14 protein-coding genes and 1 pseudogene are annotated in these 16588 nt (G+C 42.8%); 14 read left to right on the top strand and 1 reads right to left on the bottom strand.

Translation table 11 applies throughout. The features are described 5' to 3' along the window. Positions 1–116 precede the first annotated feature (116 nt). The 9 genes and pseudogenes from B9D94_RS18435 to B9D94_RS18395 all read left to right on the top strand — a co-directional run. The gene (locus B9D94_RS18435) at positions 117–593 is read left to right on the top strand and encodes a hypothetical protein (protein ID WP_148247672.1); all 477 of its coding nucleotides are present in this window, start codon (positions 117–119) and stop codon (positions 591–593) included. Between the two features lie 46 nt (positions 594–639). Further along, a complete protein-coding gene (locus B9D94_RS18430; RefSeq protein WP_172963967.1) occupies positions 640–1161 on the top strand; it encodes a hypothetical protein in 522 nt (173 codons plus the stop codon). Positions 1162–1448: 287 nt separating this feature from the next. Beyond that, entirely contained in the window at positions 1449–2015 is a 567-nt protein-coding gene (locus tag B9D94_RS18425) for a serine/threonine protein kinase (RefSeq protein WP_253805998.1), read from the top strand. Continuing rightward, positions 1991–2845, top strand: coding sequence for a hypothetical protein (locus B9D94_RS18420; RefSeq protein ID WP_148247669.1), 855 nt, complete (start codon positions 1991–1993; stop codon positions 2843–2845). Before B9D94_RS18425 ends, B9D94_RS18420 begins: the two co-directional genes overlap by 25 nt. 467 nt (positions 2846–3312) lie before the next feature. Beyond that, entirely contained in the window at positions 3313–5046 is a 1734-nt protein-coding gene (locus B9D94_RS18415) for an AAA family ATPase (RefSeq protein ID WP_253805997.1), read from the top strand. A gap of 29 nt (positions 5047–5075) precedes the next feature. Next, positions 5076–6812, top strand: coding sequence for a UvrD-helicase domain-containing protein (locus tag B9D94_RS18410; protein WP_148247667.1), 1737 nt, complete (start codon positions 5076–5078; stop codon positions 6810–6812). 65 nt (positions 6813–6877) lie between these two features. After that, positions 6878–7825 (top strand): hypothetical protein, encoded by a 948-nt coding sequence (locus B9D94_RS18405; RefSeq protein WP_148247666.1) that lies wholly within the window; start codon positions 6878–6880, stop codon positions 7823–7825. Between the two features lie 342 nt (positions 7826–8167). Continuing rightward, a complete protein-coding gene (locus B9D94_RS18400) occupies positions 8168–9346 on the top strand; it encodes an IS110 family RNA-guided transposase (RefSeq protein ID WP_148247665.1) in 1179 nt (392 codons plus the stop codon). Between the two features lie 275 nt (positions 9347–9621). Further along, a pseudogene (locus B9D94_RS18395) lies at positions 9622–9852 on the top strand (sporulation initiation factor Spo0A C-terminal domain-containing protein); the annotation flags it as partial. A gap of 161 nt (positions 9853–10013) precedes the next feature. Here B9D94_RS18395 and B9D94_RS18390 read toward each other — a convergent pair. Then, on the bottom strand, positions 10014–10916 hold the full coding sequence (locus tag B9D94_RS18390) for an ArsR/SmtB family transcription factor (RefSeq protein WP_006209385.1): 903 nt from the start codon (positions 10914–10916) through the stop codon (positions 10014–10016). A 293-nt stretch (positions 10917–11209) separates the two neighbouring features. Between B9D94_RS18390 and B9D94_RS18385 the strand changes: the two genes are divergently transcribed. The 5 genes from B9D94_RS18385 to B9D94_RS18365 all read left to right on the top strand — a co-directional run bounded on the left by B9D94_RS18385 (position 11210) and on the right by B9D94_RS18365 (position 16545). After that, positions 11210–12451 carry an extracellular solute-binding protein gene (locus B9D94_RS18385; RefSeq protein WP_036636775.1) on the top strand — a complete coding sequence of 414 codons (1242 nt, stop codon included), beginning with the start codon at positions 11210–11212 and terminating at the stop codon, positions 12449–12451. A 92-nt stretch (positions 12452–12543) separates the two neighbouring features. Beyond that, positions 12544–13419 (top strand): carbohydrate ABC transporter permease, encoded by an 876-nt coding sequence (locus B9D94_RS18380; RefSeq protein WP_063479106.1) that lies wholly within the window; start codon positions 12544–12546, stop codon positions 13417–13419. A gap of 54 nt (positions 13420–13473) precedes the next feature. Beyond that, positions 13474–14388: a carbohydrate ABC transporter permease gene (locus tag B9D94_RS18375; RefSeq protein WP_006209388.1), complete on the top strand. Its 915-nt coding sequence runs from the start codon at positions 13474–13476 to the stop codon at positions 14386–14388. Between the two features lie 41 nt (positions 14389–14429). Then, the gene (locus tag B9D94_RS18370) at positions 14430–15404 is read left to right on the top strand and encodes a glycoside hydrolase family 43 protein (protein WP_148247664.1); all 975 of its coding nucleotides are present in this window, start codon (positions 14430–14432) and stop codon (positions 15402–15404) included. A 253-nt stretch (positions 15405–15657) separates the two neighbouring features. Next, positions 15658–16545 (top strand): NAD-dependent epimerase/dehydratase family protein, encoded by an 888-nt coding sequence (locus B9D94_RS18365; RefSeq protein ID WP_036636778.1) that lies wholly within the window; start codon positions 15658–15660, stop codon positions 16543–16545. Positions 16546–16588 lie beyond the last annotated feature (43 nt).

The following is a 16588-nucleotide window of genomic DNA, read 5'->3' as shown; positions in this document are numbered from 1 at the left end:
GATATAATATGTCTAAATCAAACGACACAGATGCAGTATGTTCAATTTCCTGCGATACAATCGAGGAACGGGAAGGAGCAACATCGGAAGTGCCGTCACAACGGAGGATGATAGTAATGGAAAGATGGAGGATGGAGTTTGAACGTGTATGGGGAAACGGGCAAGCTGATGAACTTGATTCGCTCGCTGTCGATGATCGTTTCCCGCAAATCAAGTATCATTTGATCGATTCAGTTGACTGGTATGGGGAGATCATTGATTATGCAGATGATCTTTTTGATAAGGCATTTGAACGTCTGCATACGGTCTTTACCGATGTTGGACCCTTTAACGATACAAGAGTAAATGCGATCTATACCAATCCACTGGTACAAGTGATCGTCAGCCGTGCTATTGAAAGGCTGGCTACACTCTATTGGTACACTAGGCCAAGCAGAGATGATCTCTATCAGGAGTCATTTATAATAGCCAGGAAGATGACGAAAAGCTATTATCGAAAGCATAGTCAGACAGAAGTCATCGCTTATAACTATCTTGGTTATTTGCGCAAGTATCTCTATTTAAAGCTTAAGCGGTACTACTTTACAAATTGACTTGGCTACAAAAGAAAAGGGAATTAGTACGCCAGGTTCAGACGAGTTGGCAATCAATATCACATTCACAGATGACAAGCGCGGAGTAATCACATATTACAACCAAGGCTCGGAGAGCCCTGTTCCCTTCAAGTTTGTAAAATCCAGTGATACGCAGCTAATGACAATGCTCGGAAGCGAGGAAAAGCCGCTTATTCTGACCTTGTATGACTCAGGTGTTTTGGGCTATAAGACTAATGAGCAAAGGATTAACCTTGAAAGAAATGGCGAAGGCCAAGCGATTAGTGAAGGAGTTGAATTGATTAGCGGATTCAACGGTAAATGGTGCGATTCGCTACAAGTGCTATGCTTCGAAATAAAGCTGGATGGAGATTCAGGCGGCACACTCAACTCCTATCAAGAGCGGGAACCATATCAGGAATCTTTCGGCATTACATACATGGATGAGTATCAAATCGTTATTAAGATTAATGATACGAAGCAGGCTGAGCTTGAATTAAGCGATGATAAGAAGAAGATGACCTACGCGACCGATTCACAAACTGAAACAATGAAACGACAGAAATAGCGCCTACGTGGCGCTTTTCTTTTGGTTAAAAGCAGGGTTATTACCTATTTCTGTCGAACGTTTAAATGAATTTCAATTTAGATTCCTCTAAGTACGTCTATGTCGGTTCAAGAAAAGCAAATATTATTTCTTTTTTGGGAGTGCAGTTAAATGTCAAGCGTTATAGATCAACATAAGAACACGTTACGAAGATATCTAAAGAAACAAAATGCATTGGTTCACTTTTAGGTGATTTTGAAGTACAAGAAGAGCTGGGGCAAGGAGGAAATGCTTTAGTTTTTTCTGCAATGTGGGGAAGGACACTTGTTGCAATAAAGTTTCTTGCAGAAGATTGTGCAAATGAAATTACAACTAGGCATTATAGGTTTTTAACCGAAGTTCGAGAAATAATAAAGCTATCAGATTCACAAGCCGTTGTCCCGATTTTTCACTATGGTCATTTAACAGTGGAGAATAGCACATTTCCATACATGGTCATGAAGAAATATCCTGATACACTGAACACATGGAGAAAAAAGAATGAAATCAAAGAGATCGGAAATGTTATCCCCATAGTTGAGCAACTTATTTTTTGTCTTGATAAGATTCATAGCAATAATATAGTTCATCGTGATATTAAGCCTCAGAATCTTCTAATTGATGAAAACAACGATGTAGTGCTTGCGGACTTCGGAATCTCATGGTTTGATCCTGAACATTATGAACGACTAGTTAAAACCGAGAAGAAGGATCGCCTAGCTAACTTTGGCTATTCTGCGCCAGAACAGTTTCAAGCAAACCCTGATCCAAGGCCTACAATGGACTTGTTTGCAGTCGGTCAGTTAATTCAATGGCTGGTTCAGGTGATACTGTAAGAGGTGTAAATAGAACTAAATTAACAAGTGTACATGAATCTTTCAAACCTTTAGATTCAGTTGTTGATCTGCTTCTTCAGTACGAGCCATCAAATAGACCACAAAGTGCCAAAGAGTTATCCAAACTTATTCATACTGCGCTTAACCCTCCTGTGATTCGAGAAAGTGAGGAAGACAAAGTAATAAATACTCTAAGAAGGTTCGATGATATTATCAGATCTGCTTGTCCAGGGAAGAGAGGACTAGTTAGGATTACAGAAAAACAAAAGATTGATTACATTATGAAAAGGTTAGCCGAGGAGTACAGTAAACTACGATTATGGTGGACTCAAGGCTCTTCAGATTGTCCTATTGAGAACATACGACAGTTGGATGAGCATATTTGGATATTTGATAGTAGTGAATGTCGTATTGAAGAAATTTGGGTGAAAAAAGACAGTGGTCTCGATCACCAATATATACTGTTACAATGTGGTCCCATGCCTCGATTTGGTATTTATGAAGATTTTGGACAAAAAACGGAAGAAGCAGCATGGTTTCTTGATAGATATATAACAAGACAGGAATACGATGATGGTTATGCAGCAATAGACGGGAAAGTTGAAAAAATTGATGGAAGGGCTGAGATTCGTATAAGAGAGTTTGAACGTGATTTTCTCTTTGTCGCCACTTTCGCAAATCCTATAAATGTTGACATGAATCGTAATAGGAATAGAGAAGTAGTAGATGATGTATATCACGCAATCAAAGATGCAGGTGAGATACTTGAGAGTGAACTTAGAAAAATCGATAAATTAAAGCGCCATCCAGTATCTGTTATGATGAGTTAGAACAATATTGTCCAATAAATTTATTTAATGAGGGACATAACGATATGTTGGATCAAAGTATGGCTGATGAAGAATGCAAATACTCTCAAGCCTATACTTTCTAGGACTCGCGGTGTATCAATATGTCTCACGACATTTAAGGTGTGTGGTTACATGATCTCTTTTATAATTACTAGCCTATTATAACAATCAGAAAATCAGAGATAAGTAAAGCAGACCTAATCTAAAGCAGGCATTTGGACATTTCGATACAGTAAATACCATGGAGATCACATCGGCAATTAGCTCTTTTATTCCAATAATTCATTTTTCAAGACTAGTGCCCACGGGGCACTTTCTTTTTCTAAATGCAGGAAATTAGTCTGAATAAGTCGAAAGTTATGATATAAAGTACCATTGAGGTGAGTCTATTGAGGATTTCGAGACTTCGTATCCGTAACTTTAGGGGCATAAAAGAAGGCGAGTTATTGTTAAATCCAAAGACAGTGCTTGTTGGAGATAATAACATAGGTAAGTCTTCAGTATTGGAGGCTATTGATCTTGTCCTTGGACCAGACAGGTTATCAAGACCTTCAGTGATTAATGAGCATGACTTCTATGCAGGAGAATATCTCGGCAGCGAGAGTAACCTCGTAGAAATAAATATTGAAGTAGTTGTAGTCGATTTGACTGAAGACCAGCAGAGGCATTTCAGGAACCATTTAGAATGGTGGCATAATGAAAAACAAACTATCCTGGATGGCCCACCACCAGAATCTACAGATGAAGAAAAGGTTGTTCCAGCATTACGTGTTTCTTTTACAGGGAGATATGATGAGGACGAAGACGACTTCATTGGTAAGACTTATTTTGAATCACCAATGAAAGATGATGGTTCACGAGACATTTTTGGTACAAAGGATAAACGTCTTTGTGGTTTCTTATTACTACGCACTCTTAGAACAGGTTCGAGAGCACTCAGTCTAGAGAAGGGCTCACTCCTCGACATTATAGTTCGTTTGAAAGAAATAAACCTCCCAATGTGGGAAGAGGTATTAGTTAAGCTTAGGAAGATAACTGTTGCAGACGATCCCGCTTTAGGTGTTACTGAAATTCTGACTTCTGTACAGGAGGGCTTGAGAGCATTAGTTCCATCGGAATGGGCTGATAAGCCTCATTTTCGCGTTTCCGATTTGACACGTTCCAGTATGAGAAAGGCACTAACCGTATTTATGGGGACAGGTGCTGTCCGTAGCGATGGCGAGGAATACGCTGCACCTTTTCAATATCAAGGAACAGGGACTATTAATACGCTTGTGCTGACTTTGCTGTCCATGATTGCAGAGCTCAAAAACAATGTTATATTTGCTATGGAAGAGCCAGAAATTGCGATTCCACCGCATACCCAAAAAAGGATTATTCACAGTATCATAGCTAAATCATCTCAAGCCATCTTCACATCTCATTCTCCTTATGTGTTGGAGGAGCTTGATCCTTCTGAAATTCTTGTCATAACGAGGCAGCATGGAATACTTTCTGGCAAACCCGCTCAATATCCTCCAAGTGTGAAACCAAAAGCATATCGGGATGAGTTTAGGAGAAGATTCTGTGAGGCATTACTTACACGAACTGTATTAATAACAGAAGGTAGAACGGAGTACGATTCATTTCCAGCGGCGGCAAGAAGATTGCAACAGTTACTCCCGTTCAAGTACAGGACACTTGAGGAACTAGGAATAGCTATTATTAATGCTGAAGGGGAGTCAAAAGTAGCCGCGTTGGGAGCTTATTTTAGAAGCATAGGTAAGTCAACCTTGGCTGTTTTTGATAAGCAAACTGATGAAAGTAAAAAGCTAATTGATCTTGCAGTCGACCATCCTTTCGAAGCTCAAGAAAAAGGGTTTGAAGACTTGATAGTTAATGGTTCTGGTATTGCGGCTTTACGGCGTTATGCAAAATCAGTAATTGAAGCGGGAGAATGGCCTACCCATTTATCTAAAGTCACTGTAAGTAGCACCGATGAGGAACTTAAAAAGAGTCTCCGAGAATTCTTCAAGCAGTCAAAAGCTGCTGGCGTAGCATCTGACTTTATTAACCAGTGTGAAGAAGCTGAGATGCCAGGCTTTATCAAGGATACATTACAAGCTATACAAGCAATTATCGAATCACGAGCTGGCAATTCAGGAGATATTGAAGAGGATGATGACGATCTACTGGATTAATGGCGAAATAAGAGGCGGGAGGGAATCGGATGTTTGAACTCTCGGATCAAAAGAAGAGATTGCTAAATACAAACGGCCCCTTGTTAATTTTGGGAGGGCCTGGTTCTGGGAAGACAACAATTGCTTTATTGAAGGCGAATCAAATAATTGAGCAGGGTGGTTTGAGTAAGGGACAACTGGTTTTATTTCTAAGTTTTGCACGAGCAACTGTTTCTCGCGTTGAAGAACAGGTCGGCCAAATGATATCAACTGATAATAAAAAGCATATTGAAGTTAATACATATCACGGATTTATCTGGGGGATATTACGGAGTCATGGGTACTTGTTGAACTCCAAGTCACCGTTAAAGCTGCTGACACCGCCTGAAGCTGCATCCAGATTTGCGAATATCAGCAACGAACAGAAAGCGGCTGAGAAAAAGCGATTATTTGATGTCGAGGGAATCGTACATTTTGATTTGTTTGCAAGTTTGGGGGCAGAACTACTATCACGAAGTAACTCCTTGGCAAGGATTATCTCTGATGCTTACCCTGTTGTTATTCTTGATGAGTTTCAGGACACTAACCTGGATGAATGGAGCTTTATTAAAGAATTAGGCAAGAGGAGTAGACTGATAGCTCTAGCTGATGCTGAACAAAGAATATATGAATTCAGAGGGGCTGATCCAGCACGAATCTCAGAGTTCATTAAGCAATATAGCCCGCAGCAGTTTGATTTTGGCTCGGAGAATAATCGAAGTAGCGGAACCGATATAGCCACTTTTGGTAATGACCTGTTAGCTGGCCGAAATAAAGAAAAGAAATACAACAATGTACAAATAGTAACGTATCCATTTCGTAAAGGGGATTGGGTTCATTTTGATGTTAAAGTGGCAGCCATTAAAGCAGTTAGGAAATTAATTGCAGCAGGTCAAAAGAGTAAATGGTCGGTTGCGGTGCTTGTACCTACTAAGAGACTGATGATAGAAGTGTCTGATTACTTCAGTGAAACTCAGAATATAAGGAACAAGACATTGAGAAGAATTCCTCATGAGGTTGCCCTTGAAACAACGGGACCATCACTTGCTGCGATTCTTATCGGGGAATTATTAGATTTAGGTGTTGCTAAGGTAAATGGTCTGAATCAATTAATAAAAAACTTATGTGAACACATTCGGGGAAGGAATGGGAATGAGCCTCCGAGCAAGGCAAACTTGGAATTGTCAACAGCTTTGTTGGATTATCTAGCGACAGGTAAAATTCGCGGAACAAAGCGACAAAGCATAATAAACGATTGCAAAGCCATAAATGATGCCATTTATGATTTGGAATATAGCGGGAATCCCAGTGAAGACTGGATTCAAATAGTCGATATCTTGTCCAAGTCCAGTTCAGATGTCATAAAACAGGTTGTTGTCGATTCCAAGTATCTTAGAATACTTCACAAGGGGTCAGAACTTAGGTCTAGTCTTTCAACATTGTGGCGATCTTACGGTTCGTATAGAGGAGCGGGACAAGCAATAAGGTTATCCTTGCTTCAGGAATACTTTTCCTCATCGACGAAAGAATATAGAGGAATTCATATTATGACCATTCACAAGTCCAAAGGTAAGGAATTCGATGAAGTCATAATTTACGAAGGACTATTTCAAGGTAAAATTGTAAATACGATCGGTGGGACCAAATCTATAGAGCAATCACGATTGAGTCTTCGAGTTGGAGTTACACGAGCCAGACAAAACACAACAATTATAACTCCAGCGAGTGATATGTGCCCTTTTTTATAATTCATTACTAACTTGGACTATGCAAACTGAGTTGTGATAATTCTTGTCAACGGTGGTAGATACTTATGTATGTAAACTCTGTAATTATTGAAAAGATTGAGTATGATGGAACATTAAAAACAGTCCAGCTCAATTCTGCTGTTGCTGGTCAACTGATAATATCTTTCCCGAATGAGTATGATGAAAAGCGTAGCGGCCCATTCTACTTTCACAATCGCCAGCATGATAGAATATTAAGGAAGACTGCAAGAACTAATGGTGCAAGAAAATTAAATTCGAACCATCTTCGTACGAGTGATTTAGTAACACAGTTGAGTTTGCCTTGGCGAAATATTCCTACTGAGCAGGGGGAATTATCCTACTACGCATTAAGTCTTCCAATTTACGCAGTACCTTTTCAAATAGCAGTAATAAATCCGCATAATGATCGTCCATTAAAAAAGGCAGTCATCAAGGATGAACAAAAGAAATGCTATGTAATATATATCGAGTGTAGGTCACGGTTCAAATCCTTTGGTTTTGATCTTGAATGTTCTTATAAAAAGGCAACCTATGAAGAGTTTAAAAACCATGAGTATCATGATGATCACTTGATATCTGATGTTTATGCGCATTATGATGCATGGCAGGCTATTACATCAGATGAAGAGAGAGAACGTATTAACATATACATGGAGGGGAACACCGTGGAGATTTATAATGTAAATCAAGCCGCTGCAGTAGGACGTAATGCTGTTGCTAATAACAACCAATTAACTCAGATAAACCAGATGCAACAAGATACTGACCCTGAACAATTAATGGAGTCATTAACATTGTTGCGTGAAGAACTTATGAAACAAGCCAAGAGCCCTGAGCAAATTTTAGAGATTGCAAAGGTTGCAGAAGCCGAACTCGCAGTTAAGGATGGCGATGTACCAAAAGCTAAAAAGATCATTAAAACTATAGGTGGTTGGGCTTATGATATCGCAGTTAAACTAGGTGTGGCTCTTGTAGTTGAACAATTTAAATAAAGACCGCCGCGGAACCAGTATCGATGCTTGTTTAGTGAATGGCAAGGACGCTTAAAATTCATAAAAGATTTGTTAAGTCACCAGCTATGGTGACTTCGTATTAATAGGTCAGCCAGAGATTTTTCTGGTTGGCCTATTTTTGTAGGCATTATACGATGGTGGTAGCCGGGAGAACGAGGGTGGCTTAGGGACGTAGATCCCGTTAAAAAAACAGTTCTCTCACTACCGTCCAATGACCATGTTTGAGCTGGTAGAGGCTTTAGACCTCGCATCACAAGCGAAGCTATGGGGTTGGAGACCATGTGGGAATGCCGGTAAATCGAATCAAGGAGGTTATTATGCATGCAGCCAGTAGTAGGAATAGACGTGGCAAAAGGGGTTAGCGTGATCCAAGACTTTATCGGTCGTGAAGAACCCTACGGAAGGATCGAGAAACTTCAGCATGGGAAGGAAGGTTTTGAACAGCTAGGGGAACTGTTAGGAATGCTCAAACATAAATGTGACGACGAGCCTGTTGTTGTCCTTGAGGCAACCGGACATTACCATCGAAGTCTGGTAGGGTATCTTAAACGCTGTGGATGGACTTATTGCATCGTCAATCCTCTGCAAGCGAAACGATCAAAAGGCACGCAACTTCGCAAGGTGAAAACAGATGCAGCAGATGCATGGCATTTAGCGGAGATGTATTACCGAGGGGACGTAAAAGCGCATCGTGAGTGGGAAGAAAGCTATACCGAGCTTCAACACCTAACGAGGCAACATGAGTTCGTAACCGCGATGTACGTACAGGCCAAGTTAAACAGCAGAGCTTTGCTTGAGCAGGTGTTTCCAGAGTTCATCGGTTTATTTCATAATCTGTATGCGACCACGTCATTAAAAGTACTAGAGCGATGTTTGGAGAACAAGATCGGGGATGTGGGGGATCTTATCCGTGAATGTGTAGGTAAATCCCACTCCAATGGATGGATTGAGGAGAAAACAAAACGGTTGAAGGAACTCATGCAGGGCTGGAAAGCACAAGAGAGGAGTCAATCCCAGAGCATAGCGTTGACTAGCATGGTCTCACTGCTGTTGGAATTCGATAAACAGTTAAATCATTTGGAGAAGCAGATGGAAGAACGGGCTGGGGAGCTGCCTGAAGTGGAATTGGTCAAAAGTATCCCGGGTGTAGGGAACAAGCTGGCGGCAGCCATCGTGGCAGAGCTTGGTGAAGTAAGCCAATTCAAGGATGCGAAGCAACTTGTAGCCTACGCAGGCTTAGACCCGGGGATCTACAGCTCAGGAAAGTTCACGGCTACAAGCAACCGGATTACAAAACGAGGCTCAAAGAGACTACGGCGAGCCCTATATCTTGCTGTACAGTGCGGAATTCGCAGGTGTGCCAACCGCAGGATAAGTGAATATTACGACAAGAAAAGAAAAGAGGGCAAGCCCTACAAGGTGGTCGTGATCGCCTGCGCCAACAAGCTTCTCCATCACATTTATGCCATCCTAAGTAAAAGCGAGCCCTACAAGGCCTAAAAACCATATTTTCCCATAACCTTCACGCCAATGAAGGTTATTTTTGCTGTTTAGAAAAGTATATCAGTATTCTATGATTTAACCAAGCTGTAATGCTTGACAAGTATTAGCTGGTTTTTTATTTGCAATTATGCCCTTAGATATTTATCGGGTTGACACTATGAACGTCGTGAAGTAAGGTTTGATTAAGGGGATTTGAGCTATAAATAATCCCACGGAAACCCGATAAACATTTGGATTTGTTCTACTCATTCGATACTTTTGACAGCTCAATAGCCATCACGAAGACACTCTACCCGGCCATTGCCGAGAAGTTCAAAACAACGCCTTCCCGAGTGGAGCGTGCCATCCGTCACGCCATTGAAGTGGCCTGGACGCGCGGCAATATCGATTCTATCAGCCATCTGTTTGGTTATACGATCAACATCAGCAAATCCAAACCAACAAACAGCGAGTTTATCGCGATGGTGGCAGACAAGCTGAGAATCGAGCATAAGGTTTCTTGAAAGGGTAAGGACTAACATTGAAATCACTCCTTTATTGGTTGCGAATGAGTAACCTGTAAAGGAGTGATTTTATTTTTTGTAAAAAAGAAACCAGCCGTTGATTCGGCTGGTTTCTTCTCGCTATATGCTCCTCATTCTGAATGCTCGGGATCCTATCCCCCTCACAGATAATACATTTTGAACTCGATATCTTGTTCATGGTTGCCGAATTTTTTGCCGAATATCGTGGCTCCTCCAACGTGCTCCGCGTCTGGCTTTACTTCAATTCGAAAGGTCCAACGGTCACAAGTGGTATCCAGATCGTTCACAGAGACAGGGGAGAGCGGGTCGCCATCAATGTATGTGCCATGACTTGTAATCCGGATCGTTTTCAGTAGTCCATATTGGTTGATGTTGTGCGGCCACCATTCAGGTGTATATTTCCCTCGCGTATCTGCGAAATCCCCGGGGCTTGTCCACGTACCGAGTTCAATCCCATTTAATGAAAACGTAATATCCGAAGGCCAAACATCGTTGGAAAAAGGAAATTCCGACGACAGCTCCAAGCTGATCTCGAACTGCTGCAGCTTCTCGTCCTTCTGAAGAAAGTTAGCGATGTTGTACTGGATAAACCCTTCGGTAAACCATAGAATCTCTGCATCAACCCGCTTCGGATCCATAAAATACTTAGGCTCATCCACCCTTCCGATAAACTCCTTTTCAGTCGCAAGGCCGCAGGTAGGCTTCAGATCATAATCCGTGTAATGGCCGATAGGCACCGAAGCTTCATAGGAAGCAAAAGAATGAAAAATTTTTTTGGGGAAATTGATTTCGATATGATCCACTTTCAGGATTGAAATTTTTTGCTGTCCGGATTTTCCGGGGATTTTCTCCGTGCGTATAATCCCCGCATCTTCCAGTTTTTTAATATGCTTTGTCACAATCGGACTGCTAATTTGAAGTTCTTGAGCCAAATCCTTGATATTCATTTTGTTTTTGGAGAGCAGCTGAATTATCTTGATTCGAACTTCGCTGGCCAACGCCTCATAAACCACAAGCGATGACTTGTCTATTTCCAATTGCATATGACCACTTCTTTCAAAAAAGTTTTCATGAACTAAGATGAACAAAGATCATTAACTAATAAGCATCATACCATAGGCAAGGTTAACCTGTATATAAATCACCTCTTTTATAGAAACAAAATTTCAAGTATATGATTAACATAATAGTTAATTAAATATAAAATTATTATATTAGATTTATATTTAAGTTATTGACACCGCTTTCAGAGCGAGTGTATACTGAACCAAAGTTAATCGTTTCCATTTCTCTTACAGGTAATGATTAACCAAATGATTAGTAATAGGAGGAGAGTTTGTTGAAGAAAAAAATGGGGGTTTCACTGATACTTGTATGGTTAGCCGTAGCAGTTCTAGGGGGATGTGGAAACGGAGACAAAAACACCATCACCTTCTGGACGCCTTTGACAGGTGATGACGGAGCTTACATGGATCAGCTCGTAAAGGACTATAATGCAACAAATCCCGAGTATAAAGTGAAACATGTGATTACTTCGGATATGTATACCAAGATATCCACGGTTCTGAACTCCGGCAAGGGCGTACCGGATTTGTCCATTATTCATGCCGACCGGGTGCCGAGCTTTGTGAAGCAAGGCGTACTTGAACCCATGACAACGGTTATGCAAGCGCAACCAGAACTGAAAGAAGACAATTATTTGCCACAAGCCTGGGCAACCGGAAATGTGGAGGGTACCCAATATACTGTGCCTCTCGATATTCATAGCAATGCGATGTATTACAACAAGAACCTGCTCAAAAAATACAATGTCGAAAGTTTTCTCGATGACGATGTCGTTACCATTGATGAAATATTATCCCTGCAAGGAAAGTTAGATGAAGGCGACTATGTGGTTAACGATGCATTGTTAGGCTGGGTTGTGTTGGCTCAGATTCAGAATCTGGGCGGCGGTATCGAGCAAGACGGCAAGCCGGCCGTAAACACAGAAGCCATGAAGCAGGCCCTGACCGAGATTAAGAAGATATCGGATGCGGGGTTAATGACTCCGTTCGGCGAAGACGGATACTTGATGTTCCAAGCTGGAAACGTTTTATTTTCTACAGACGGCACATGGAGTTCGACGGCACATGCCAGCGTGGAAGGATTGGATTTTGGCGTAACCAACATCTATTCGACCAGTGCAGATACATTCACGAACCGTGCCTCCTCACACTTATTCTCCATGCTGAAGAACGAGAAGAGAACGGATGAAAAAGAACAAGCCATTGGCCAGTTCCTCGAATTCATACGGGAACACTCCATAGAGTGGGCAAAGGCGGGACAGATCGTGGCCAGTAAACAAGTCATTGAGAGCCCTGATTACGACAGCTACATCCAGTCGTTCTTCACTTCTAACGATAAGGAGATCGAATCGTTGTACATCTACACCTATGAATACTATCCGTATGTGGCAGAAGCCGTAGATACCTATGCAGGGGATATCGTAAGAGGAAATGTCGATATCGACGAAACTTTGGTGACAATGCAAAAGTTTGTAGAGGATAAAATAGCCGAGGGCAATAGCGGCGCGAAATAACAGGCAGGGAATCTGAACCGAACCGATTGAAAAAAAGAAACGTGTCGTTGGATCCAAGACACATTTCTTCTCCAAAGGAGACATGAAAGGGTATGAATAAGAAGTCGTTGACGCCTTTTTTCTTTGTAGGTCCCCATCTGATTTTATTTATCGTATTTATCCTGCTGCCGACCATTTACGGGATATATGCATCGTTTACGCAATGGAATTTGATCAATGATCCCGTGTGGGTGGGGCTTGCCAACTATAAAACAATTCTGTTCAACACGGAGTCCACGTTCTATAGCCAGTTTATGAATGGTCTGAAAAACACGCTGATTTTCGTTGTGCTGAGCGTGCCTGTATTAATTATCATCCCTTTAATGATTGCTGTTTCACTTGAGCATAAAAAAGTGAAAATGAAAAATGTCATCCAGTCCATTCTCTATATACCCGGACTCATCTCGATTTCCGCGGCGGCACTTATTTGGTCATTAATATTTAATAAGCAGCTTGGAATCACGAATAATATCTTCGGTTCGGAAACCGTCTGGGCGGCAAATCAACCCTACGCTTGGCTCATTATCATTGTCATTACGGTATGGGGCGGCGTGGGTGGAAACATGATTATCTACCGCGCCTCCATAAGCGGCGTATCCAAGGATTTGTACGAATCAGCAGAAATGGACGGAGCAGGACCGGTCCGCAGGTTTTCGAGCATCACGCTGCCGTCGATTCGTTTTCCGCTGATCTATACCTTTGTTATGACAACGGCCGGAGCCTTCAACGTATTCGGTCAACCGCTCATGATGACGGACGGGGGACCAAGGCAGAGCACAACGGTATTGATGATGTACATTCGGCAGCTGGCTTTCGGTCATGGAGAATCGATTGCTGGTATGGCTTCCGCAATGGCAGTGCTGCTGGGATTAGTCATACTTGTGATCTCAGCTCTTCAATACTATGTCATGAACCGAAACGCTTCATAGATGGCAAGTCATGCTTGCAAGCAACGGAAACGATAAAGGTAGGTGTACTGTGCAATGTCGAACCCGGTATTAAATGAAACCGATATGAAGAATCCAAGGCTTGGTCCATCCGGTCCGAAGAAGGCTGCATCTCATATAAGCATCTCAAAATATATAGCTTACACATTTCTGATTGTGCTGTGTATCATATGGGCAATTCCCGTCATTTTTGGTATTACCACGTCTTTTCGCTCGCAAGCTGAAGTGGTGTCCAGCGGTTTCAGATTGCTGCCCGTCAACTGGATTTTCGATAATTATGTTACCATTCTGCAGAACACGTCGACGGCCCCTATTTTACGCTGGCTGATGAACTCGGTGTTCATTGCAACCCTGCATACACTGCTGGTGATTGTGGTCATTTCACTTACTGGTTATGGATATTCACGCATGAAGTTTAAAGGCAGAGATGCATTGTTCTTTACTTTGCTGGGTATCTCCTTTTTTCCTGGCGTGGTTAATCTCATCCCGTCTTACAAAATCATCGATGCGCTGGGCTGGGTGAACACGTCATGGGCGATGATTATTCCGGGGTTGGCGGGCATGGGTAACATTTTTCTGGTTCGGCAATTTATGATGGGCGTTCCCAAGGATTTGGATGAATCGGCTCGTGTTGATGGTGCGGGAGATTTTAAAATCTATTACTCTATCATCTTGCCGCTTATGAAGCCGGTATTGATTGTGTGCGGGTTGTTTTCCTTCACAGGGTCCTGGAATGATTTTCTCTGGCCTGTCATCGTATATACGGATGTGGAGAAAATGCCGGTCACCGCAGGTCTATTGCTGCTGCAGGACATATACGGCAATTATCGCATGATCGGCCAATTAATGGGCTCTGCCATTCTAGCGATCATTCCGACGCTGCTGTTGTTCCTGTTTGCCCAGAAATACTTTGTGCAGTCTATTAACTTAAACGCCGGTATCAAGGGTTAGATAGAATACAAATAAAATAATAAGGTATAGGAGTCGTCACCATGTCTGAATTATATATAAAAAACCCCCTGATCGAGCAGCGGGCAGATCCATGGATCTATAAACATGTCGATGGTTATTATTATTTTACCGGTTCCGTCCCGGAATACGACCGCATTGTGCTACGGCGCTCGACAACGATACAAGGGCTCGCGGATTCACGAGAGGCGACGATCTGGCGCAAGCATGAATCAGGCCTGATGAGTGCCAACATATGGGCTCCTGAGCTGCATTACATCGACGGCAAATGGTATGTCTATTATGCAGCTGCCCATACTTCAGAAACAAGGGACGGGTTGTTTGATCATCGTATGTTTGTGCTGGAGAACGAGGCGGCAAACCCGCTGGATGGGGAATGGGTGGAGAAAGGCCAAGTGATTACCCGGTGGGAGTCGTTTGCCTTGGATGCAACAACGTTTGAGCATAGAGGAAACCGGTATTATGTGTGGGCTCAGAAGGATCCTGCTATTCCAGGCAACTCCAATCTGTACATTTCATTGATGGAAAACGCATGGACGCTGACAGGCGAGCAGGTCTGTATATCGATTCCCGAGTACGAATGGGAGAAGATCGGATATCTCGTAAACGAGGGGGCCGCTGTGCTTAAGCGCAACGGACGTATTTACATGACCTACTCGGCAAGCGCCACCGACCATAACTATGCGATGGGACTGCTGACGGCAGATGAGGACAGTGACCTGTTAAATCCTGACTCGTGGATGAAATCACCATCGCCTGTATTTGCTACATCGGAAGCTAACGGCCAATATGGGCCAGGGCATAACAGCTTCACCGTTTCCGAGGATGGCTCGCAGGACATCCTGGTCTACCATGCGAGAAGTTATAAGGAGATTGTGGGAGACCCCTTATACGATCCGAATCGACATACGCGGGTGCAGATTTTCCAGTGGACAGAGGATGGAATGCCGGATTTCGGGGTACCGAGAGCGGATAGTGATCTGGCATCCAGGTCATAACCTCTGCTCCTAAACCTGATTCTAATTCGTATAACAGGAGCAGCAGCTCCGTATATGCAGCAGCCAACCGACTGAGCGCCAGCTTGGTCGGTTTTTGCTTTTTGGGAAGGTGGTTACAAAGATAAAATAGGAGAAAAGAAGGAGTCTGCGATGCAGATGGAGAAAAAGGGACGGATAACGATACTACTGGTTAAGATGAATACACCGAATTTTAAACGCGATAACTTTATTTCCTGGTAAGGAGGAATTATAAATGGCAAAGATTCTAGTATTGGGCGGAACCCGTTTTTTTGGCAGAAGGCTTGTTAACCGGCTGCTGGCTAACGGAGATGCCGTTACGATTTTGACGAGGGGACAACACCAGGATTCTTTTGGAGGTGCTGTACAGAGAGTTGCCGTGGATCGCAAAGATCCGGAAAGCCTGAAGCAAGCGGTGGGGAATCAGGACTTTGACATCGTGTACGATAATATATGTTATACTCCAGAAGAAGCGGGACAAGCAGCCGATATTTTTACGGGACGGGTTGGACAATATGTGCTGACCTCCACGCTATCGGTATATGATTTTGCAGATCACCCTGTGCGGGAAGAGGACTTCGATCCTTACAGATATCCTGTCATGATGAATGCAAGCCAGGATTACAGCTACAAGGAAGGCAAGCGTCAGGCTGAGGCCGTGTTGTTTAGCCGACATAACCTGAATGTCACCGCCGTTCGATTACCGATTGTCCTGGGACCGGATGATTATACAAGAAGACTGCTCTTCCATATTGAGCATGCTGCCAGCGGAGAAGCTATTGGGTTGCCCGATCCGGATGCGGAAATATCGTTTGTGCATGCTGAGGAGGCGGCCGAGTTTCTGGAGTGGGCAGGTCAGGTTCAGTTTGAAGGACCGGTTAATGCTTGTTCCGTCGGTACAATATCAGTCAGAGAAATCATGGGCTTGATTCAGCAGGAAATTGGAAGATCGGCACCTCTTCAGACATCGGCGGCACCTGAGCATATGTCTCCTTTCGGCATTCCGGGGGATTGGACGATGGATCATGCCAAAGCGGCTGCTGCCGGCTTTTCGTTTTGGGAGTTGAAGGAATGGATGCCAAAATTGATTGCTGAATTGTCTGCTGATCTGAAGGTTCGATAGTTCATTAATAGGAACGGATAGATCGTTCAAGTATGAGTAGAGT

This window comes from Paenibacillus sp. Cedars (genome assembly GCF_003184205.1).
GTDB lineage: Bacteria > Bacillota > Bacilli > Paenibacillales > Paenibacillaceae > Paenibacillus_AQ > Paenibacillus_AQ glucanolyticus.
The sequence above is the reverse complement of the archived record's forward strand: the minus strand, read 5'-3'. Positions and strand labels throughout refer to the sequence as shown.

Coding starts and splice junctions, on each gene's coding strand:
- B9D94_RS18435 (WP_148247672.1), top strand. CDS start 117: ATGGAAAGATGGAGGATGGAGTTTGAACGTGTATGGGGAAACGGGCAA.
- B9D94_RS18425 (WP_253805998.1), top strand. CDS start 1,449: ATGTGGGGAAGGACACTTGTTGCAATAAAGTTTCTTGCAGAAGATTGT.
- B9D94_RS18420 (WP_148247669.1), top strand. CDS start 1,991: ATGGCTGGTTCAGGTGATACTGTAAGAGGTGTAAATAGAACTAAATTA.
- B9D94_RS18410 (WP_148247667.1), top strand. CDS start 5,076: ATGTTTGAACTCTCGGATCAAAAGAAGAGATTGCTAAATACAAACGGC.
- B9D94_RS18405 (WP_148247666.1), top strand. CDS start 6,878: ATGTATGTAAACTCTGTAATTATTGAAAAGATTGAGTATGATGGAACA.
- B9D94_RS18400 (WP_148247665.1), top strand. CDS start 8,168: ATGCAGCCAGTAGTAGGAATAGACGTGGCAAAAGGGGTTAGCGTGATC.
- B9D94_RS18390 (WP_006209385.1), bottom strand. CDS start 10,916: ATGCAATTGGAAATAGACAAGTCATCGCTTGTGGTTTATGAGGCGTTG.
- B9D94_RS18380 (WP_063479106.1), top strand. CDS start 12,544: ATGAATAAGAAGTCGTTGACGCCTTTTTTCTTTGTAGGTCCCCATCTG.
- B9D94_RS18375 (WP_006209388.1), top strand. CDS start 13,474: ATGTCGAACCCGGTATTAAATGAAACCGATATGAAGAATCCAAGGCTT.
- B9D94_RS18370 (WP_148247664.1), top strand. CDS start 14,430: ATGTCTGAATTATATATAAAAAACCCCCTGATCGAGCAGCGGGCAGAT.
- B9D94_RS18365 (WP_036636778.1), top strand. CDS start 15,658: ATGGCAAAGATTCTAGTATTGGGCGGAACCCGTTTTTTTGGCAGAAGG.